General features: G+C 58.3%; 14 protein-coding genes and 4 tRNA genes. 7 read left to right on the top strand and 11 right to left on the bottom strand.

Annotation, left to right across the window (positions count from 1 at the left end; translation table 11 throughout):
* Positions 1–25: 25 nt before the first annotated feature.
* Genes BSP75_RS04210 through BSP75_RS04200 form a run of 3 tightly spaced genes read right to left on the bottom strand, consistent with a single transcriptional unit; the run spans position 26 to position 4951 of the window.
* Positions 26–1303 (bottom strand): sigma-54 dependent transcriptional regulator, encoded by a 1278-nt coding sequence (locus tag BSP75_RS04210; RefSeq protein WP_075112325.1) that lies wholly within the window; start codon positions 1301–1303, stop codon positions 26–28.
* Entirely contained in the window at positions 1287–3695 is a 2409-nt protein-coding gene (locus tag BSP75_RS04205) for an ATP-binding protein (RefSeq protein WP_075112324.1), read from the bottom strand. Before BSP75_RS04205 ends, BSP75_RS04210 begins: the two co-directional genes overlap by 17 nt.
* Positions 3692–4951 (bottom strand): ABC transporter substrate-binding protein, encoded by a 1260-nt coding sequence (locus BSP75_RS04200; RefSeq protein ID WP_075112323.1) that lies wholly within the window; start codon positions 4949–4951, stop codon positions 3692–3694. The genes BSP75_RS04205 and BSP75_RS04200 overlap by 4 nt, the downstream gene beginning before the upstream one ends.
* 314 nt (positions 4952–5265) lie before the next feature.
* On the opposite strand from BSP75_RS04200, the gene BSP75_RS04195 reads away from it, so the two are divergent.
* Both BSP75_RS04195 and pyk read left to right on the top strand, forming a co-directional pair.
* Positions 5266–6603: an MFS transporter gene (locus tag BSP75_RS04195; RefSeq protein ID WP_075112322.1), complete on the top strand. Its 1338-nt coding sequence runs from the start codon at positions 5266–5268 to the stop codon at positions 6601–6603.
* A gap of 72 nt (positions 6604–6675) precedes the next feature.
* On the top strand, positions 6676–8154 hold the full coding sequence (pyk, locus tag BSP75_RS04190; RefSeq protein ID WP_075112321.1) for a pyruvate kinase: 1479 nt from the start codon (positions 6676–6678) through the stop codon (positions 8152–8154).
* Between the two features lie 23 nt (positions 8155–8177).
* On the opposite strand, the gene BSP75_RS04185 is transcribed toward pyk, so the two are convergent.
* The 5 genes from BSP75_RS04185 to BSP75_RS04165 all read right to left on the bottom strand — a co-directional run bounded on the left by BSP75_RS04185 (position 8178) and on the right by BSP75_RS04165 (position 9333).
* Positions 8178–8690: a ricin-type beta-trefoil lectin domain protein gene (locus tag BSP75_RS04185; RefSeq protein WP_075112320.1), complete on the bottom strand. Its 513-nt coding sequence runs from the start codon at positions 8688–8690 to the stop codon at positions 8178–8180.
* A gap of 182 nt (positions 8691–8872) precedes the next feature.
* Positions 8873–8949 (bottom strand) — tRNA-Pro (locus tag BSP75_RS04180).
* A gap of 75 nt (positions 8950–9024) precedes the next feature.
* Positions 9025–9110, bottom strand: a tRNA-Leu gene (locus tag BSP75_RS04175).
* 20 nt (positions 9111–9130) lie between these two features.
* A tRNA-His gene (locus tag BSP75_RS04170) sits at positions 9131–9206 on the bottom strand.
* Positions 9207–9256: 50 nt separating this feature from the next.
* A tRNA-Arg gene (locus tag BSP75_RS04165) sits at positions 9257–9333 on the bottom strand.
* 231 nt (positions 9334–9564) lie between these two features.
* Here BSP75_RS04165 and BSP75_RS04160 point away from each other — a divergent pair.
* The 5 genes from BSP75_RS04160 (at position 9565) to gorA (ending at position 17898) form a co-directional block, all read left to right on the top strand.
* A complete protein-coding gene (locus BSP75_RS04160; protein ID WP_042063326.1) occupies positions 9565–10161 on the top strand; it encodes a TetR/AcrR family transcriptional regulator in 597 nt (198 codons plus the stop codon).
* The gene (locus BSP75_RS04155; protein ID WP_042063327.1) at positions 10158–11291 is read left to right on the top strand and encodes an efflux RND transporter periplasmic adaptor subunit; all 1134 of its coding nucleotides are present in this window, start codon (positions 10158–10160) and stop codon (positions 11289–11291) included. The genes BSP75_RS04160 and BSP75_RS04155 overlap by 4 nt, the downstream gene beginning before the upstream one ends.
* Positions 11292–11306: 15 nt before the next feature.
* Positions 11307–14387 carry a multidrug efflux RND transporter permease subunit gene (locus tag BSP75_RS04150; protein WP_042656855.1) on the top strand — a complete coding sequence of 1027 codons (3081 nt, stop codon included), beginning with the start codon at positions 11307–11309 and terminating at the stop codon, positions 14385–14387.
* A 117-nt stretch (positions 14388–14504) separates the two neighbouring features.
* On the top strand, positions 14505–16472 hold the full coding sequence (locus BSP75_RS04145; RefSeq protein ID WP_075112319.1) for an ATP-binding protein: 1968 nt from the start codon (positions 14505–14507) through the stop codon (positions 16470–16472).
* A gap of 76 nt (positions 16473–16548) precedes the next feature.
* Positions 16549–17898, top strand: a complete 1350-nt coding sequence (gene gorA / locus BSP75_RS04140) for a glutathione-disulfide reductase (protein ID WP_075112318.1) — start codon at positions 16549–16551, stop codon at positions 17896–17898.
* Between the two features lie 370 nt (positions 17899–18268).
* Here the strand turns inward: gorA and BSP75_RS04135 are convergent, their stop codons facing one another.
* The 3 genes from BSP75_RS04135 to BSP75_RS04125 are packed head-to-tail and all read right to left on the bottom strand — an operon-like array spanning position 18269 to position 20988.
* On the bottom strand, positions 18269–19057 hold the full coding sequence (locus BSP75_RS04135) for an SDR family oxidoreductase (RefSeq protein ID WP_075112317.1): 789 nt from the start codon (positions 19055–19057) through the stop codon (positions 18269–18271).
* A 51-nt stretch (positions 19058–19108) separates the two neighbouring features.
* Positions 19109–20113 carry an NADP-dependent oxidoreductase gene (locus BSP75_RS04130; protein ID WP_075112316.1) on the bottom strand — a complete coding sequence of 335 codons (1005 nt, stop codon included), beginning with the start codon at positions 20111–20113 and terminating at the stop codon, positions 19109–19111.
* A gap of 11 nt (positions 20114–20124) precedes the next feature.
* Positions 20125–20988: an alpha/beta hydrolase gene (locus BSP75_RS04125; protein ID WP_075112315.1), complete on the bottom strand. Its 864-nt coding sequence runs from the start codon at positions 20986–20988 to the stop codon at positions 20125–20127.
* Positions 20989–21028 lie beyond the last annotated feature (40 nt).

Below are 21028 nucleotides of genomic sequence, written 5' to 3'. Positions count from 1 at the left end.
ATGAATGCGTCACCTGCAACCGCCATCAGCTACCAGGCTTGAACTGCTCCTTGTCGAGCCCGTGCTTCTTCATCCGCAGATAGAGCTTCTTGCGGGGAATGCCAAGGTAGCTGGCCGCCTCGGTCACCCGGCCAGAAAAGAGGAACAGGGTGTCCTCAATCACCCGCCGTTCAAACTCGTCGACCAGATCGTCCAGCGGCTCCTTGGCATTCGCGCCGGGGATGGCTCGCTCAGAGCCCGCCAGCTTGATGATCCCGACCGCATAGAGTTCGGCCACGTTTCTCAACTCGCGAATATTGCCGGGCCACTGGTGGCGCTTGAGGGTCTCCAGATAGGCACGATCCACTGCGGGCACCGTCTTGCCTATCCGCTTGCACCCTTCTCGCAAAAAATGGCGAAAAAGGGGAATGATGTCACAGCTTCGCTCAACCAGCCTCGGCAGTTTGAGTCTCACCTGGGAAAGAAAGTAGTAGAGCTGGGGCATCAGTAGTTGTTGCTCAACCAGCGCCTCGGGAGACTCCTCAAACAGGGCGATGGTACGCAGTGACTTCTCTCCCCGCCGCTCCTGCTCCAGCAGATGGTTTCCCAGCCAGCGCTGGCACTCTGCCGTCAGCCTTGCCGGAGATTGCAGCACCAGCGTCCCCTGCTCTGCCTTGACCAGACTGGCCTGGATCTCGCTCAGGGAGCACGCTGACGCACAATCATGAAGGTGGAACGGATGCGCCTTGCGTGCACTGATCTTGTGCAGCAACTGCGCCAGCGTGTAGCGTCCGGAACCCGGTGCCCCTTCCAGCATCAGATCCTTGTCGGTCTGCGCCAACTGGTTGATCTGTTGACGGATCGCGACCAGTTGCGGACTGGTGCCGATCAGCTCATCCTCTACCGTCGCCCGGATCTCGCTGCGCTGGACCATGATCGTGCTGCGTTGCGCGCAGGCCCGCTCCAGCAGATCGAGCAACGACTGGGGATTAAGCGGTTTTTCCAGGAAATCGAAGGCACCCAGCTTGACTGCCCGCACCGCCAAAGGGATATCGCCGTGCCCGGTGATCATGATGACCGGCAGCTCGCCATCGATCTCCAGCACCCGGTCCAGCAGCTCCATGCCGTTCATGGCGGGCATATAGATATCGGACACGACCACCCCCGGCCACTGCTGTGACAACAATGCCAACGCCTCATGGGGAGAGGTGGTTGCCCTGGGCTGGTAGCCGGAGAGGCGCAACAGGTGGCAATAGGACTCCAACACGTCCTCATCGTCGTCCACCAGCAACACATTGGCCTGACGATTATGGGGTAACAGCATCGCTTTTCATCTCCTTCGGTGGCTTACGCCCCCCGGCAAATTCCACTATAACCATGGCCCCCCTCTCCAACGTGGAGCCCAGCAAGATATCCGCCCCGCAGCGCGCCAGCAGGGAGCGACAGATGGTCAGTCCCAGCCCCAAGCCCACCTCTTTGGAGGTAGTGAAGGGGGTAAAAAGTTTGGGCAGGATGGCCTCACCAAATCCGGGTCCACTGTCGGCAATTCCGATGCACAGCGACCCGCCCTCCTGTGCGAGACACAGCAGACGGATCTGGCGCAGCTCCCGTCCGGCGATAGCATCCATCCCGTTAACCAGCAGATTGACCAACACCTGTTCAACCAGCACGGGATCAGCCTCAATCCACAGCCCATCCGGCAGTTCGTTTTGCAACTGGCAGCTATCGCGCTTCGCACGGGTTTCTAGCAGCAACAGCGCCTGATCGGCCAACTCTTTCGGATCGAGCCGGATGCGGGTATCGGGGGTGGGCGATTTACGGGCAAAATTGCGCAAGGCGGTAATGATGCGATGCATGCGCTGGCTCAGTTTCTCGATCTTGCCAAGATCGCTGCCCAGAGAGTGGTAGTGACCGGCATCCAGCGCCGCACGGCTGGTATAGAGGTAGGTCATCATGGCTGATAGCGGCTGATTGAGTTCATGGGCCAGACTGGTCATTGCCTGCCCCACCACTGCCATCTTGGCCGCCTGGATCAGCTCATCCTGCGTCTGCAGCAAGTTGTGTTCTGCCTGTTGTCGCTGCACCACCTCTGCGGCAAGCAGCCGGTTTTTTTCTGTCAGCTCCCGGGTACGCTCAGCCACCAGCGACCCCAACTCTCGGGCCGTTATCTCCTGCCGGGTCACATCCGTGATGGTGATAATGAACCTGTGTCCGCGCCCCTGCTCGAACCGACGCAGGTTGAAGTGCAGGAAACGGGGCTGACTGTCAGCGCCGGTGGCAATGGTGCACTCACTGTAGCCCAGCGTGAGCAGTTGCTGCCCGGGCTCGAACTGGGCAGCCAGCATGGCCTTGGCATCATCGGGGAATACCTGCCACAGAGGTTGTTCAGGTTTGATCACCGTCTGCTGAAACAGGGTCAAGGCACTGGGGTTGACCGATTCGATGGTGCCATCGGGATGACAGGTAATTAAGCAGGCCTGGGTGTTATTGATGAGGTTGAGGGCATTGGTCTTCTCCATTTGTTGCAGCTGCTGACAGAAGTGGCGCAGGCTCTCCCCCAGTTGACCGATCTCGTCCCGGCCTTGCGTTCTGACCACCGCATCCATCTGACCTTCCGCAACCCGGGCGAGATCCTGCCCCAGGGTATCGAGCCGGCCAATCAACCTGCGCCCAATCAGCACCACCAGCACGAAAATACTGATCAAGATGGATAGTCCAAGCACCACCAGGATCACCAGCTTGCCCGTTGCCACCATCTGGCTACTGTTGCGACCGAGCGCACTCAGAGAGCGGTTAGCCTCGGTCACGATCAGAGAGACCCGCTGATGGTAGCGAGAGACTGCGCTATCAAGCTGTGGCCGCAGTGCTGTTAGCTGTTGGTGGGTTTGCGCATCGGCTTGCAACAACAGGTAAAGGTGCCCGTTCGGCTTAACCAGCGTCACGATATCCTGCAGGATCTGGCGATAGCTCACGGTCGAAGGATACTCGGCCAGGCGGGAGATCAGCTCATCCATCTCGTCGATCTTGTAGCCGATAAACAGAAATGCACTCTCCAGATCCTGCTGATTGCGCTGGGCAATCACCTCGTTGACCAGCGCCAGCAGCTCATTCTCCTTGAACGTAAGGTCTTGCAAGGCAGAGAACTCCTTGATGACGGAGCCAAACTCCCCCATGTCATTCGGGTTACCAACCATACCGGTGAGATGCCACTCTACCTCTTGCAACAGCGGCGCCACATCGTCCACCAAATCCTGATGCAGCCAGTTGATCCGCTTCTGTAACTGTTGCAACGACTCAAGATGATCGATCTGGCGCTTGAGGTAAGTACCATGATTTTCCACCAGCAAGTTCAGTTCGGTGAACGCCTGCTGCTGTGAGCGATCATCCTCACTGCCCCGAGGATATGCGTTGCGGATATCAAGCAGGGTGCTGGAGACCGCCACAGAAAGCTGGCTATATTTCACCGGATCCCGGGTATCACGCAACTGTGCCAATAGCAGCAACAGACGGGAGCTGGCCCGCTCCAGCTGATAGGCGCTGCCGATGGCCGGCAGACTCTCTTCAACAATCCGGTTTACCTGCTGCCCCAGTCGACCCCACACCATGTAAGCCGCCATCCCCATGACACAGGTCAGGACCGTAATAGAAACAAACGCGAGAATAAGACGACGGCCCAGACTTCTCGGCAAGCGCAACAAGCGACCCCGGCCCATCATGGCTTGACCGCCTGATCGACCAGCAGGCGAGCCTCGCCAAGACGAGCTTCCATAGTCTGGCGCCACTGGTGCATCACCTTCTCGGTTTGCGGATTACTCTGATCTCGTTCATACAGTCCGTCAAACTGCGCCAGCAGGGCCGGGTCACTAGCCTCCAGCTCACTCAAAGGGGGAGTGCTGGCTTTGGCTCTTGCCTGTTCCAGCAGACGTTCACGGGCAGGATCACCGCGGGTATCCGCGCCGTTGATCTCCTGCCAGGTGAGCTTCAACCGCGGTAACTGCTGGGTAATGGTCTGCTCGAACAACGCCTTGAGCAGACCGGCGCGCCGGTACAGCAGATCTTTGTCGGTGACATATTTGGCCTCGCTGGCAAGGCGGGGTTGATTCAGCGTCACCTTGGCCATACCCGGGGTGGCGATAATGGCCTGCCCCTTGGCTGATAACAGATACTTGATGAAGTGGGCCGCATTGGCCGGATGCTCGCTGCTGCGAGCAACGCCAAGATAGGTAGGCAGGATCACCGCATCAGGCAGGATATTGAAGCCAACGTGATCGAAACGAGCCTGACTGTTGCGGGCATAGCTGTCGATCACCAGACCGGCACCGGCCAGACCGCGAGTCACTCCATCGCTAACCCCGAAACTGCGGGCCGTAATGGCCGACAGGTTGCTGCCGAGCCTCATCAGGAGTGCCCATCCCTGCTCCCAGCCATACTGCTGCAAGACACTCTCCACCATCATATGGGTCGTACCTGACTGGGAGGGGGAGCTCATCATCACATGCCCCATGAACTGTGGCGAAGCCAGCTGCTGCCAGGTGGTCGGTACCGGCAGGTGGTACTTGTCCAGATAGCGGCGGTTATACATGATGCCGCTGCCCGAGTATCCAACCACGGCCACCTTGTTGCCCAGCCCCAACATATGGGGGGTCAGCCAATCGGGAGGCACTGTTTCAGCCGATAAACCGGCCAGCAAACCAGCCTGATCCAACGTGTGAAAAAAAGTCGGGGATGAAGACATGATGATGTCGACCCCGGGAGCATCATCCGCAGTCAGCAGCCGCAAGGCGGGCAGCGTCCGGCGATAGATGACCTCAACGCGGATCGCCGGATATTGCCGGGAGAACCCCTCGATCACCGCCTTGACCGGCGCCTCCGAAAAGGAGGTCAATACCGTCAGGGTCGAGGCATGGAGAGGGGTAAAAGGCAGCAGGATCGCGACCAGCAAAAACGGGAGCTGTCGGCAAAATATGGGCATGGTCTCTCTGTCGGCTCGCTGGCAATTATCGGATTATGTGCGGTACATCCAATATTCAACACAAGGTGTAAAAATCATTTCATCAGGGGTGAGCCAGTTTTGACTCACCTCCCTGTTACAGGAGCCTATTGTTATTCATCGCTAGTTACCGGGACAGTCAAAAGAAGTCATTTTCGCCCCATGAAACCCACACGATTGAGTCAAGTTTGACTCATTTCGGCCATTTTGCCGCCCCGTTTTCTCCTTTCATATGATGGCTCCAGCTAACAGAGCTTCCTCTGAAACCTTGCAGCCCAACATACACGGAGAACAATATGTTCAACTTTTTCAAAACGCGAGCAGACCTTCCGGTCATGGATGCCTCGCCCGATAAAATCCGCTCGATTTACCGCAAGTACCAATGGCAGGTGTTCCTCGGTCTGGTACTCGGCTACGCCATGTTCTACGTCGTCCGAATGAGTTTGAACGTGGTCAAGAAACCCATGCTGGACGCCGGCATAGTGACGCTGGAAGAGCTGGGGATCATTGGCTCCGCCTTCCTGTTTACCTATGCCGTAGGCAAGTTCTCGAACGGCTTCCTCTCCGACTACGCCAACATTGGCCGCTTCATGTCGGTTTCGCTCGGTCTCTCCTCCATCTGTACCATCCTGATGGGCATGAATACCGCGACCTTCTTCCTGGTGCTGATGTGGGGTCTGAATGGCTGGTTCCAGTCGGTCGGTTCTGCACCATCCTGCGTCTCCATCTTCCAGTGGTTCTCCCCCAAACAGCGGGGCTCCGTCTATTCCATCTGGGGCGGCTCCCGCAACATCGGTGAAGGCATCTCCTGGATCCTGACCGCCAGCATCGTCAGCTTCTTCGGCTGGAAAGCAGGCTTTATCGGTGCCGGTCTTGCCTCTCTGGCTGCCGCGCTGTGCATGTATCTGGTGCTGAAAGATCGCCCGCAGACCTATGCCCTGCCAGAACCTGCCGTTGCCTTTGGCGAACAAGCGGAGATCACCAAGAAGGTCGAGCCAGCCGAGATCCGTCGCGCCCAGCTGTTTGTGCTTAAACAGCCGACCGTATGGCTGATCGCGGCAGCCTGTGCCTGCATGTACATGTCTCGCTACGCCATGAGCTCCTGGGCCGTGCTCTATCTGCAAGAGCAGAAAGGGTACAACCTGATCGATGCGGGCTTTGCCATGTCTGCCTACCCCATCGCCGGTTTCCTCGGCGCCATTCTGGCGGGCATCATCTCTGACAAAATCTTCAACGCCAACCGCCACATCCCGACCCTGCTCTACGGGTTGGCCAACATTGCCGGTATGTGCCTGATGTTCTGGGGCCCGCAGAGCCGCATGATGGATGCCGTCGCACTGGCGCTGATCGGTTATGCCATCGGGGGACTGGTCGTGTTCCTGGCGGGCCTGACAGCCTGTGACCTGATGCCAAAAACTGCCGTGGGCGCCGTGAAGGGCTTTATCGGCCTCTGCTCCTACATCGCAGCCTCCTGTCAGGAGCTGGTCTCCGCCGCCCTGATCAAAACCAGCGTGGTCGATGGTGTCACTCACTATGACTTCAGCAGTGCCCAGTATTTCTGGCTCGGTGCATCCGTGGTCTCCATGCTGCTCGCCTTGACGGTATGGAACGCCAAAAAAGTTGTCGATTATTGATCTTGTAACAGACAAAGGGTGGTCAATTGACCACCCTTTTTTCATTGCCCAATCCGAGAAGGGATGTTTCCGATGCGTAAAACCAAAATCATTGCCACTCTGGGCCCTGCGAGCTCAACGGCCGACATGGTGGAAAAACTGATGGAGGCTGGCGCCAATGTGTTTCGCCTGAACTTCTCCCATGGCAGCGGTGAGCAACATATTGCCACCGCCAGCCTAATCCGCACGACCGCCGCCCGGCTGGGGCTCCATATTGGGATCCTGGCCGACCTGCAAGGCCCAAAAATCCGTATTGCCCGCTTTGCCGCAGGGAGCATCACTCTGACCCCTGGCGCCTCTTTTATCCTTGATGCGGCGCCAGGTGACCAACCGGGCGATCAGAATCGCGTCAGCCTCGACTACCCGGAGCTGATCAACGACGTACGCAGCGGCAACATCCTGCTGCTGGATGATGGCCGGATCCAGCTTGAGGTCCTGCATATCGAAGGAAGCAGCATCTTCACCCGGGTGCAGATCGGTGGCCCCCTCTCCGACCGCAAGGGGATCAATGTACTGGGTGGAGGGCTCAGCGCCCCGGCACTCACCGACAAAGACAGAGCCGATATATTGACCGCCAGCCAGATCGAGGCCGACTTTATCGCCGTCTCCTTCCCTCGTTGTGCTGCCGACCTTGCTGAGGCCAGAACGCTGATCCGGGCCGCAGGCAGTCATGCCGCCATCGTCGCCAAGGTGGAACGAGCAGAAGTGGTGGCCTCAGTCGAGGCGATGGACGAGGTTATTCGCGCCGCAGACATCGTCATGGTGGCGCGCGGAGATCTGGGGGTAGAGATTGGCGATGCCAGACTGCCCGGCGTACAAAAGAAGCTGATCAAACGTTGCCATCAGCTCGGCCGACCGGTCATCACGGCCACCCAGATGATGGAGTCCATGATCAGTAGCCCAATGCCAACCCGAGCCGAGGTGCTGGATATCGCAAATGCGGTGATAGACGGCACGGATGCCGTCATGTTGTCGGCCGAATCGGCGGCGGGTCTCTATCCGGTCGAGGCAGTGGAAGCCATGGCTCGCATCGCACACGGAGCAGAACGTGAAATAGACCCGATTCAACCACGCTGGCAGAAAGCGTCCCATCACAGCGATCAATCCAGCCACTGCATGGCACTGGCAGCAATGACGGCTGCGTTCAGTCACGATCAATCCTGTGGTATCGCGGTGCTGACCTCACAGGGAGATGCAGTCACCGCTATCTCTCGCAGCAACCTGAACAATCCAATCTGGGCACTGTCCAACAAACCCATGTTACTCAACCAGATGACGATTCTGCGCGGTGTCACCCCCCTCTTTTATGAAGAGGAGGTGGAAGATGAGAGAGACTCACGGCAGCTGATAGCAACGCTGGAGCAAGCCAATCAACTACACGGCATTCAATCTCTGCTGATCAACCGGCTCGATTCGCTGGAGGGTGCGGGTAGTGAGGATGTCTGCCGCCTGATCCCGCTCGGCAGCAAGCACCGCGACGTTCAGTCCAGCCTGAGCTCATCTTTCCTCTAACGCCGAATGGAAACAGCAAAGCCTCACCATGTGAGGCTTTGTTTTTTCAGGGTCTCCAGCCAGGGATTGGGCCGCTGCCAGCTGAAGCTCTGGTTCGCGCCACCGTAACATTCGGCCAGCCGCAGTGGCGTACCGGGAGTATGGCGTCGCCCGGCCACATCGAGGCAACGGGAGACCTTGCTGTTGAACAGCCGGTCCTTCTGCCACTCCCACTGCGGCTGACCGTCACAGGGGGCCAGCATCAGCTCGCTGTCGTTTTTGGCTTGCAGACAACGATCCTGCAGGCGTAACTCCCCCAGATCCCACTCGAATAGCTGATCGTCTTTGCCGCTGCAGGAGAGGGCCAGCACCTTCTGTTGCGACACCGCGACGCAAAAGTCGCCGCTGGTCAGCAAGGGAGAGAGCGCCCGCTCCTGCGGTTGTGAAGTAATGGAGCCCATCATCACATCGGTTGATGGCGGCTTGATGGTACACCCCCCCAGCAGCAAGGCGGCCAGTATGGCAGGAGTGCAAGCAACGGAAATTTTATTAGTCATGGAAAAACGCCTGAAGTGGGCCGATGACATCCGGTTGTCAGTGACTCGAGGCAGCAGCATAACCGAAAGCCGGGGCGCGCAGCCCGGATAGAGTGTAAACAGACGTAACAGAGATAGAGGAGAGCTGGCGCAGAAAAGGCCAGAAAGCAAAAAACCCCGCCGAAGCGGGGTTTTTCTAAATGTGGTCGGTGATAAAGGATTCGAACCTTTGACCCTCTGGTCCCAAACCAGATGCGCTACCGGACTGCGCTAATCACCGAGGCTATTTCTTTCAAAATAGTTTACTTCAAAAAACAAAGACGACCTGATGCTCATCCTCATCATACAGCAAGTATGGTGCGAAGAGAGGGACTCGAACCCTCACACCCGGGGGGCACTAACACCTGAAGCTAGCGCGTCTACCAATTCCGCCACCTTCGCATACCTGACAAGCTGTAAAATGGGGTGGCTGATGGGGCTCGAACCCACGACAACCGGAATCACAATCCGGGACTCTACCAACTGAGCTACAGCCACCACAGCTGTTTTCGTTCCACAACACGCCCGTTTAACCGGCGCACGTTTGATGGTGCGCCCGACAGGATTCGAACCTGTGACCTCTGCCTCCGGAGGGCAGCGCTCTATCCAGCTGAGCTACGGGCGCTACGCTGTCGAACGGGGCGCATTATTGATGATGGACGGGGGTTTGTCTACACTTTTCTGCCACCAATGCACTGACCGTTGTTTTTTCAAGCATATCGTGCATTTTTCTTCCACTTATCCCCCGCCTGCCCCCGAAAAGGGGTAATTCCCATGTCAAATTGTCTTGCAACCTTGACTTGATTTGACACCCACCTAAAATGAATGAACGTTCATTCAATTGAAAGACACACTGATGATTCCGGATAAGAAAGAGAGCATCTTCAACGCAGCCCATGAGGTGCTGGGTGAGCGGGGTTTTCATGGTCTGTCGATTGCGGAAGTCGCCAAAAAGGCCAACGTGGCTACCGGCACCATCTATCGCTACTTCGGCGACAAGGATGACCTGATCCGGCAGCTGCATCAACACACTATCTTGCAGTGTGTCCCCATGGTCATGGCCGGTGTAGATGTCGATAAAGTTTCATTTCAACAATTTCGCCAACTATGGCTCAATATTCATACCATTTTTGTTAACGAACCAAACGCCATCAAGTGCAAATTGCAGTACGAGAGCTCGCCATTGGGGGCAGACCTGGAAACCAATCCGGTCATCCTGGCGGCATGGGAACCTCTGGACCGCTTTTTTGCACAGGGCGTGGCACAAGGACTGTTTATTGATTTACCGATACGGGCACTCCAGGTGTTGAGTCTGGACAGTGTCATGCATCTTGCCCTGCAGTGCAGGGTACACAACATCACGTTGACCGAATCGCAGTTGGAAACCGCGATCCGCGCCAGCTGGAATGCCATTTTACTCCCCCACATTTCCACCTCAGGAGCCTGTTCATGAAAAAATGGATGGCCATTATGTTGCTGATAGCGATCGCCCTGTTTGGCAGCGTCATCGGCTTCAATTTGTTCAAACAGAAGATGATTGCCCAATACATGGCCAACCGGCCGGAACCCGAGTTCCCAGTCACCGCCATGGTGACCAAGGCGCAGGATTGGGTACCGACCATCGAAGCGATCGGCTTCATCGAGCCGAATCAGGGGGTGACCCTCTCCACCGAGCTGGCGGGCACCATCGATGCCATCACCTTCGAATCGGGCAAACCGGTCAAGGCCGAACAGCTGCTGCTGAGTCTGGACTCCACCGTGGAGCGGGCCAATCTGCGCGCCTCCCAGGCCAAGCTGCCGGCGGCAAAGGCCAAGTTCGAGCGTTTCCAGAACCTCTACAAGACCAGCTCCATCTCCAAAGAGCAGCTGGATGAGGCGGAAGCGGCCTATCGCTCGCTGGAAGCGGATATCGAGAGCCTGAAGGCGACCATTACCCGCCGTGAAGTGCGCGCGCCGTTCAGTGGTGTCGTTGGCCTGCGTAACGTCTTCCTCGGCCAGTATCTGCAGCCGGGCACCGATATCGTGCGGCTGGAAGATACCAGCGTGATGCGTCTGCGCTTCACTGTGCCCCAGACCGATATCTCCAAAATCACCCTGGGCCAGACCATCAAGATCAATGTGGATGCCTATCCGCAAACCCAGTTTGACGGTCACATCACCGCCATCGAACCAGCGGTCAACTACCAGAGCGGCCTGATCCAGGTGCAGGCTGACATCCCGAACAACGACGGTCAGCTCCGTTCCGGTATGTTCGCCCGCGCCAGCATCATTCTGCCGACGGTGAAAGATCAGATTGTGATCCCGCAAACCGCCATCTCCTTCACCCTTTACGGTCAGAACGTCTACGTGCTCAAAGAGGGCGAAGAGACTGACAAGGAAGGCAACAAGGTGAAAGTGCTGCGGGCCAAGCAGGTGGTGGTCAAGGCAGGTGAGCGCCGTGGCAACGATGTGCATGTGCTCTCCGGCATCCAGGCCGGTGACCAGATCGTACTGTCGGGTCAGGTTCGCCTGAGCAACGACACCAAGGTGCATGTGGTCGAGAACGATGCCCTGGCCGTCCCGGCACAAACCCCGATGCTGTAAGCGCGGAGATCTGCGATGCGATTTACTGACATATTTATAAAACGGCCTGTGCTGGCGATCTCGCTCAGCTTCCTGATCGCCTTGCTGGGCTTTCAGGCCATCTTCAAGATGCAGGTACGGGAATACCCCGAGGTGACCAACACGGTGATCACCGTCAGTACTGGCTACTATGGCGCCAGTTCTGACCTGATCCAGGGGTTCATCACCCAACCGCTGGAGCAGGCGGTCGCGCAAGCCGACAACATCGACTTCATGACCTCATCCAGCCAGCTGGGCAGCTCCACCATCACCGCGTACATGAAGCTCAACACCGACCCCAACGCCGCGCTGTCCGACATCCTGGCGAAGGTGAACTCGGTGCGCTCCCAGTTGCCGAAAGAGGCGGAAGACCCGTCGGTCACCTCCTCCACCGGTTCAACCACGGCGGTGCTCTACCTTGGCTTTACCAGCCCGGAGCTCAACTCCAGCCAGATCACCGACTATCTGGAGCGGGTTATCAAGCCGCAGCTCTTTACTGTCGGCGGGGTCTCCAAGGTTGACCTCTACGGCGGTGTCGAGTTTGCCCTGCGGGTATGGCTGGATCCGGCCAAGATGGCGGCCTTCAACCTGACCGCCAGCGACGTGATGACGGTGCTCAACAGCAACAACTATCAGTCCGCGACAGGTCAGGCGACCGGTTACTTCACCCTGTTCAACGGCAACGCCGAGACCCAGGTCAAGGATGTCGACGAGCTGAAGCGTCTGGTGGTTGCCACCCGTGACGGCAAGGTGATCCGCCTCTCCGACATTGCCAAGGTGAGCCTGGAGAAGAGCCACGACATCTATCGTGCCAGCGCCAACGGCCGCGAAGCGGTAGTCATGGCGGTCAACGCCGCACCGACAGCCAACCCCATCAACATCGCCCGCGATGTGCTGGATCTGCTGCCGAGCCTTGAGCGCAACATGCCAAGCACCATGCATCTCAACGTGATGTATGACTCCACCGTGGCGATCAACGAGTCCATTCACGAGGTTATCAAGACCATCCTGGAGGCGGCTGCCATCGTACTGGTGGTCATCACCCTGTTCCTCGGTTCATTCCGCGCGGTCATCATCCCGATCATTACCATTCCGCTCAGCCTTATCGGCGTGGTGATGATGATGGATATGTTCGGCTTCTCGATAAACCTGATGACCCTGCTGGCGATGGTGCTGGCGATCGGTCTGGTGGTGGATGACGCCATCGTGGTGCTGGAGAACGTCGACCGCCATATCAAGGAGGGGGAAGAGCCGTTCCGGGCCGCCATCATCGGTACCCGTGAAATTGCGGTGCCGGTCATCGCCATGACGGTCACGCTGGCGGCGGTATACGCCCCTATCGCCCTGATGGGCGGCATCACCGGTTCCCTGTTCAAGGAGTTTGCCCTGACCTTGGCGGGCGCCGTGTTCGTCTCGGGCATCATCGCGCTGACTCTGTCGCCGATGATGTGTTCCAAGATGCTCAAGGCCAATGAAACGCCGGGTAAATTCGAGAGCACTGTCCACCACCTGCTGGAACGGATGACCGATCGCTACGACAGCATGCTGCATGCGGTGATGAAGAAGCGCATCGTCATCGTGGCGTTCGCCGTCATCGTGTTCGGCAGCCTGCCGCTGCTGTTCAAGTTCATCCCGAGTGAACTGGCCCCGTCAGAGGACAAGGGGGTCATGGCGGTGCTGGGTACCGCACCGTCCAACGCCAACCTGGACTACATCGAAAACACCATGGCGGATGTGAACAAGATCCTGGATGAGCAGCCGGAAATCGCCTTCTCCCAGGTCTTCTCGGGGGTATTCAACGCCAACCAGGCGTTCGGTATCGCCTCCATGGTGCCCTGGAGTCAGCGTGAAGCGAGCCAGAAAGAGGTGCTGGATCGGGTCGCCAATCTGGTGAAAGACATTCCGGGTATGGCCATCACCACCTTCCAGTTCCCGGAACTGCCAGGTGCCTCCAGTGGTCTGCCGATCCAGTTCGTCATCACCACCCCGAACAGCTTCGAAAGCCTGTTCCTGGTGGCCGGTGAAATTCTGGCTGCCGCTCAGGGTAACGGTCAGTTCGTCTATTCGGATCTCGATCTGAACTACGACTCCGCCACCATGAAGATCCGCATCGACAAGGACAAGGCGGGTGCCTACGGCATCACCATGCAGGACATAGGTATCACCATGGGCACCATGATGGCGGACGGTTACGTCAACCGTATCGACCTGGATGGCCGCTCCTACGAGGTGATCCCGCAGGTCGAGCGCAAATACCGTCTCAATCCGGAGTCCATCAAGGGCTATTACGTGCGGGCCGCAGACGGCAAGTCGATCCCGCTCGGCAGCCTGATCACCATTGAAGTGGTTGGCGAGCCTCGCGCCCTGCCCCACTTCAACCAGCTGAACTCCGCCACCATCGGCGCCGTGCCGGCGCCGGGCGTGGCCATGGGTGATGCGATCAACTGGTTCCAGACCGTCGCCGACGAGAAGCTGCCACAAGGCTATCGTTACGACTTCATGGGGGAAGCCCGTCAGTTCGTCACCGAAGGCAATGCACTCTATGCCACCTTCGCGCTGGCACTGGCGATCATCTTCCTGGTGCTGGCGATCCAGTTCGAATCGGTGCGTGACCCGCTGGTCATCATGGTCTCGGTACCGCTCGCCATCAGCGGGGCGTTGATTGCCCTGGCATGGGGACTGGCGACCATGAACATCTACTCACAGGTGGGCCTGATCACGCTCGTTGGCTTGATTACCAAGCACGGCATCCTGATCTGTGAAGTGGCCAAGGAAGAGCAGCTACTGCGCGGCATGAACCGGATGGAAGCCGTGATGCAAGCCGCCAAGGTGCGTCTGCGTCCGATCCTGATGACCACCGCCGCCATGATTGCCGGTCTGATCCCGCTGCTCTACGCCACTGGCGCCGGTGCAGCCCAGCGTTTCAGCATCGGTATCGTCATCGTGGCCGGTCTCGCCATCGGTACCCTGTTCACTCTGTTCGTGCTGCCGGTGATCTACACCTATCTGGCGTCCGAGCACAAACCGTTGCCGGTATTCGATGAAACCATTCCGCCCAAGGCAAACAGCGGACACTGATCATCACGACACGCCAAGGCCCCGACACGGGGCCTTTTTTATGCTTCGCAGGAAAGACGACATAAGTGCATGAAGCAGTTAAACTAAAAAACATCACATCCAGACCGCAAGGACGCCATGTCAGGACTTATCTCCAAGACCGCCGAGGCCGTAGGCCGCAACGGACTCTCATACCGCCTGCTCTCCTACATTCTGGTGTGCAGTACCGTATTGGCGATGATCATTACGGTGTTGCAACTCGCCTGGGATTACCGCAAGGATGTGGCCGTTATCGAAGACAGCATCGGCCAGATCGAGGCCTCTTTCCTGCAACCCATCGCCGCCAGCTTGTGGAACCTCGATGAAGAGCAGGTCAAGGTGCAGATCGAAGGGATCATGAACCTGCCCAACATGCAGTTCGTGATGGTCAAGGAGATGCTCGGCAACTCCGAAGTCCCGCTGTTGACCCAGGGGACCGAACGGGAAAGCTACGATATCTCCCGCGAATTCAACCTCACCTATCAGGGTGAAATCGTCGGCAAGCTGTTCGTTGCAGCCTCTCTCGAGCAGATTTACCAGCGCCTGATCGAAAAATCGGTGCTGATCATGGTCAGCCAGACCATCAAGACCCTGGTGGTCTCATTTTGTATCCTGATCATCATTTACTATCTGGTGGTGCGGCACCTCAATCGCATCGCCAGCTACGCCCAGAAGTTCAATCTGGACCGGCTCGATATGGAGCTGGAGCTGGAGGGGCGCCCGCAACCGCGCAAGAAACCCGATGAACTGGATACCCTGGTCGCCACCCTCAACCAGATGCGCACCCGACTGCGTGACGAACTGGTTGCCCGCCATCAGGCGGCGGAACAGTTGCAGCAGGAGCGGGACTTCTCCGCCACCCTGATCAACTCGGCCAACATGGTCATCTGCTGCATGGAGCCGGATCTGACCATTGCCAGCATCAACCCGGCCGCCATCCTGCTGACCGGCTACCACCAGCAGGAGCTGCTGCAGCACAACTGGCTGGATCTGTTTGTCAGCCCGACCCAGCGGGAAGAGCTGAACAACATCCTGGCCGCAGAGGGTTCGCTGGCAGATCAGGAGGTCATCATGCATGACCAGCAGGCCCACGAGCTGGTGCTGCAATGGACCTTCGTTCCCTTCTACGATGGCCCCAACCTCAAATACCAGATCGGGTTTGGCTACGACATCACCCAGCTGAAAACAGTCGAGCGGGAGATTATCCAGCTTAACGAACAGCTGGAGGGCAAGGTGGAGGAGCGTACCCGCAGCCTGAGCGAGGCCAACAACCAGCTGGGCAAGGCCTACGACGATCTGAAACAGGCCCAGCAGACTCTGGTGGAGTCGGAGAAGATGGCCTCCCTCGGCTCACTGGTAGCCGGGGTAGCACACGAGATCAACACCCCGATCGGCATCAGCGTGACCGCCTCCTCCTATCTGCAGGAGCGGGTCGCCGACTTCAAGTCCCATATCGACTCCAAGCAGTTGTCGCGCTCCTATCTCAACGAGTTCACCGTCAACCTCGACGAATCGATGCAGCTGCTGCAGAGCAACCTGCGCCGCGCTTCCGAGCTTATCGCCAGCTTCAAGCAGGTGGCGGTCGATCAGTCATCGGAAGCACGTTACAACTTCAGCCTCGCCGACAACCTGCATCAGGTAGTGGTCTCCCTCGGTCACAAACTGAAGAAGAGCCAGTGCGAAGTGGATATCCAGTGCGATCCCAAGCTGTCGATCTTCTCCTTCCCGGGCAGCTTTACCCAGATCTACTCGAACCTGATCCTCAACTCCATCAACCACGGTTTCGACAACTGGGACAAGCCGAAGAAGATCACCATCAAGGTGGAGCAGCAGGGAGAGGAGCTGTTTATCGACTACTCGGACAACGGTCGCGGCATCCCGCCCGAAATATTGCCGCGCATCTTCGATCCCTTCGTCACCTCCAAACGGGGCCAGGGTGGCAGCGGGCTCGGCACTCACATCATCTATAACCTGGTGGTACAACTGCTGAAAGGCCGTATCAGCTGTGCCAGCGAACCGGGCAACGGTGCCCAGTTCCATATTCGCCTGCCGATCCAACATAACTGAGCGCTGGCTCTTGTGAGCCAGCCGCTTTATCCCCATCATGCTGTGATTGCATTCTTAATGAGCGGAGAACCTCGCAATGGCACAGCATTTTGACTATATCGCCATCGGTGGCGGCAGCGGCGGCATCGCCTCGGCCAACCGGGCTGCCATGTATGGCAAGAAAGTCGCCCTGATTGAAGCCAAAGAGTTGGGTGGAACCTGCGTCAACGTCGGCTGCGTACCGAAGAAGGCCATGTGGTATGCCGGCCAGATCGCCGATGCCCTGAAATATGGCGCCGACTACGGTTTCGACACCACCCTCAATCAATTCAGCTGGGCCAAGCTGGTCGAGTCCCGCCAGGCCTACATCGGCCGCATCCACCAGTCCTATCAGAACGTACTGGGCAAGAACCAGATCACCGTCATCAAGGGCTTCGCCCGCTTCGTCAGCAGCAACACCATCGAGGTCAATGGCGAGCACTACACTGCCGATCATATTCTGATCGCCACCGGTGGCCGTCCCGAAGTACCTGCCATTCCGGGCGCCGAGCTGGGTATCGACTCCGACGGTTTCTTTGACCTGCAAAACCAACCCAAGCGGGTTGCCGTGGTCGGTGCGGGCTACATCGCGGTGGAGATCGCTGGCGTGATGCAGGCGCTCGGCTCCGAGACCCATCTGGTGGTGCGCAAGCACGCCCCGCTGCGCAACTTCGACCCCATGATCCACGAGACACTGGTGGAAATCATGGCGCAGGAAGGGCCCAAGTTGCACACCCACGCCATTCCCAAAGCCGTGCTCAAGAACGCCGATGAGAGCCTGACCCTGCAACTGGAAGATGGTCGCCACCTCACCGTTGACTGCCTGATTTGGGCCATCGGCCGCGTACCGGCTACCGACAACCTCAATCTGGCTGCCGCAGGCATCACGCTGGACGAGAAGGGCTTTATCCCGACCGACAAGTTCCAGAACACCGCCGTCGCCAACATCTATGCGGTGGGTGACAACACCGGCCGCATCCAGCTCACCCCGGTAGCCGTCGCGGCGGGCCGTCGTCTCTCCGAGCGGCTGTTCAACAACAAGCCGAACGAGCACCTCAACTACGATCTGGTACCGACCGTGGTGTTCAGCCACCCGCCCATCGGTACCATTGGCCTGACCGAGCCGGAAGCCATCGCCGAATACGGTGAAGATCAGGTGAAGGTCTACCGCAGCCAGTTCACCGCCATGTACTCGGCGCTGACCCAGCATCGCCAGCCCACCAGGATGAAGCTGGTCTGTGTCGGCCCGGAAGAGAAGGTGGTCGGTCTGCACGGTATCGGCTTTGCGATGGACGAGGTCCTGCAAGGTTTCGGCGTCGCCATGAAGATGGGTGCCACCAAGGCGGACTTTGACAACTGTGTCGCTATCCATCCGACCAGTGCGGAAGAGTTTGTCACCATGCGATAGGCACGTTGGAAGCTGGCCTGTCACTATCTGGCCAGCTTCAACAACTGCGTTCCCACGCCTCATCCCACCAGCGCAGAAGAGTTTGTAACCATGCGCTAAGCACGTCGAAGCCGGCCTGATCACCATCAGGCCGGCTTCGACAACTCAGTTCCGCTTCCCTTCCCTACTCACGACTGCATGACAGAGTGGGCCACCACACGCCAACCACTTCCTGTAGCAGCGCTATCACCACACGGCGAGATTCGACCACGGTCTGCGCATCAGTACCGCCATCACACTGCGGTTCTTACGCAGTGGCTGTCAGGTTGAATGGCATGACGATCGTATCTCCTCGCATTGCATCCAAGTCCAATCTGGCAGATTGAGGTGCTCAGGCTTGCGGCTGATATCGTTCGGCCGCATGGGCTTGGCGAAGATCCGACATCAGCCCTTGACGTGCCTCATCCAGAGCGGTCCAGCGTTCGGCGACATGAAGCGGCGGAATCGTCACCAACTCGCGGCGATCGAACCCGACCAATGCGGCATCAACCAGCTCACCCACTTCCATCACCTCGGGGAGAGTGTTGACATCCACACCTGCATGCGCCCAGATTTCGGTGCGGGTTGTGGCCGGCAACACGGCTTGCACGTAGACCCCTTTGGGTGACAGTTCATGAGCCAGCCCCTGCGACAAAAACAGCACGTAGGCTTTGGTCGCACCGTAGAGAGCGATACCGAACTCGGGCGAAAATCCCACCACCGAACCAATGTTGACGATGCTCCCCGTGCCGGATTGCGCAAGGCGCGGTGCGATCGCTGCGGCGAGCCGCGTCAATGCGGTTATGTTCAGCGCGATCTGAGATTCGATGGCCTCGGGAGATTGCTCCAGAAAATGCCCGGATTGCGGCATACCGGCATTGTTAATGAGGATGCCGATACGTGCGTCATGCCGCAGGCGAGTTTCCAGTGCCGGCAGTTCTGCCGAATTGGTCAGGTCAGCCTGCAGCACCTCAACGGCTATCTGGTGTTGCTCACGCAGGCGCATGGCCAGCGCATCCAGCCGTGACTTGTTGCGCGCAACAAGAACAAGATCGTGGCCGCGACGAGCAAAACGTTCGGCATAGGTGGCACCGATACCGCTGGAGGCGCCGGTGATAAAGACGGTAGGAAGTGTGGTCATGTTATTTCCTTGATATGGGTGGTGTGGGTGAACGAGCCAATGCGGCAGTGATCACTGCTTGATGCTGACGACGACCTTGCCCCTGGCGTGGCCCTTGGCGAGGTACTCCAGCGCTTCTTTGGCCTGGTCGAACGGGAATACCTTGTCGATGACCGGCTTGATGCGTTGAGCATCGAGCAACTCGCCGATTTCGGTGAGTTGCTCGCCATCGGGACGCACAAACAGGAACGAGTAGGCGACGTTCCGCTTGTTCGCCCGCGACCTGATTTTTCGGCTCATCAGCCCGAACAGGAGGCGGAGCAATACGTTCAGCCCCCGGGCACGCGCGAAGGCAGCATCCAGCGGGCCGGTGAGGGAGATAATCTTGCTGCCCGGTTTGAGGATATCGATGGCTTTTTCGATCGCATCGCCCCTGACTGTCCCCAGCACGGCGTCGTAGCCGTGCAGTTGGTGCTCGAATGCCTGTTGCTTGTAATCGACCACCTCATCGGCCCCCAGCTCGCGCACCAGCTCGATGTTACCGGTGCTGACGGTGGTGCCCACCCTGGCCCCCAGCAGCTTGGCAAGCTGGATAGCAAAGGTGCCGATGCCTCCGGATCCGGCAGGGATAAACACCTTTTGACCAGCCTGCAGATTGGCGCGCTCCTTCAGCGCTTGCCATGAGGTGAGCCCGACCATCGGGATCGAGGCAGCTTGCACGAAATCCAGATTGGCAGGTTTCAACGCCGCAGCGCGCTCAGGCACCACCGCAAATTCAGCCAGCGATCCGGTTCCGAAATCGAAAATACTGGCGAAGACGGCATCGCCCGGTTTGAAACGGATCACCTGACTGCCAACCTCGGTCACGACACCGGCCAGATCGCTGCCCAATGTGGCGGGAAGCTGAAAGTGAAGCACCGGTTTGAACATGCCGGTCGGAATCATGTTGTCGATCGGGTTCAGGCCAGCGGCATAAACCTGAACCAGTATTTCGTCCGCCTTCAGTGCGGGACGCGGGATATCCGTGAGCCCAATCTCCGGCGACTTGCCGTAACGTTTGAATGTGAGTGCTTTCATGGTTCGGTCATTCATCCTTGGCTGTGCATCGGGGTCAGGTCTGCGTCATCCGCGAGGAAGGCCAGCACCTCGGGCACAAAGGCCCGATAGTGCTGAAAAATGCCACCGTGCCCCGAGTCCGGGTAAATCGTCAGTCGAGCATTCGGCAGCCGGCGAGCCATGTCCGCTGACAGTCGGCTATCGACCATCAGATCATGGTCACCATTGGCCACGAACACCGGTTGCGTGATGACCGAGAGATCATCCGGCGCACTCAATCCCGCACTCCGGATCGCCTTGAGCTGGGCATATCTGGCCTGCAGGGAGATGGGCTGGTCACGGTCAGTCGTGCGAGCTTTCAGGCGAGAGAAGTACTCTTTTGCCGCGCGCTTGCCATCCGGTGTGCGGGGAAAAAACAGGAAGTGCCGCGGATCGTTCAGCGTCAATGCCGCTTTGAGGTAGGCGGTGGCGGCAACCTTGTTGATCTCGTCGATACCGCCACCACCCCGCGGGCCGGTTCCGGCAAGCACAATCCGGCGCACCAGATCCGGCGCCTGCAACGCCACCATTTGCGCCACACCACCGCCTAACGAAAACCCGAGCAGATCGACCTGCTGCAATCCCATGGCGCGAATAAAGGCGATGGCATCACGTCCCATCTCCTCAATGGTATGTGGCACCGATCCCTCCGAGGCGCCGACGCCGCGATTATCGAAAGCGATAACCCGCCGCTTCGCGGCGATGCCATCGATAACACCGGGATCCCAGTCATCGAGTACCGCCATCAGATGGTGCAAAAAGATCACCGGCACACCGGTGTCGGGGCCCAGCGCCCGATAGGCAAAAGATGTTCCGTTCACATCAAGGGTACGGGTCGGCACATCTTTCCAATCCATATGCCCTGTCTGACGTAGTGTGGTCACCGGGCGGTGACTG

Source organism: Aeromonas sp. YN13HZO-058, from assembly GCF_001921245.1.
GTDB lineage: Bacteria > Pseudomonadota > Gammaproteobacteria > Enterobacterales > Aeromonadaceae > Aeromonas > Aeromonas allosaccharophila.
Note: the sequence above shows the minus strand (reverse complement) of the source record. Positions and strands in the feature narration are given on the sequence as shown.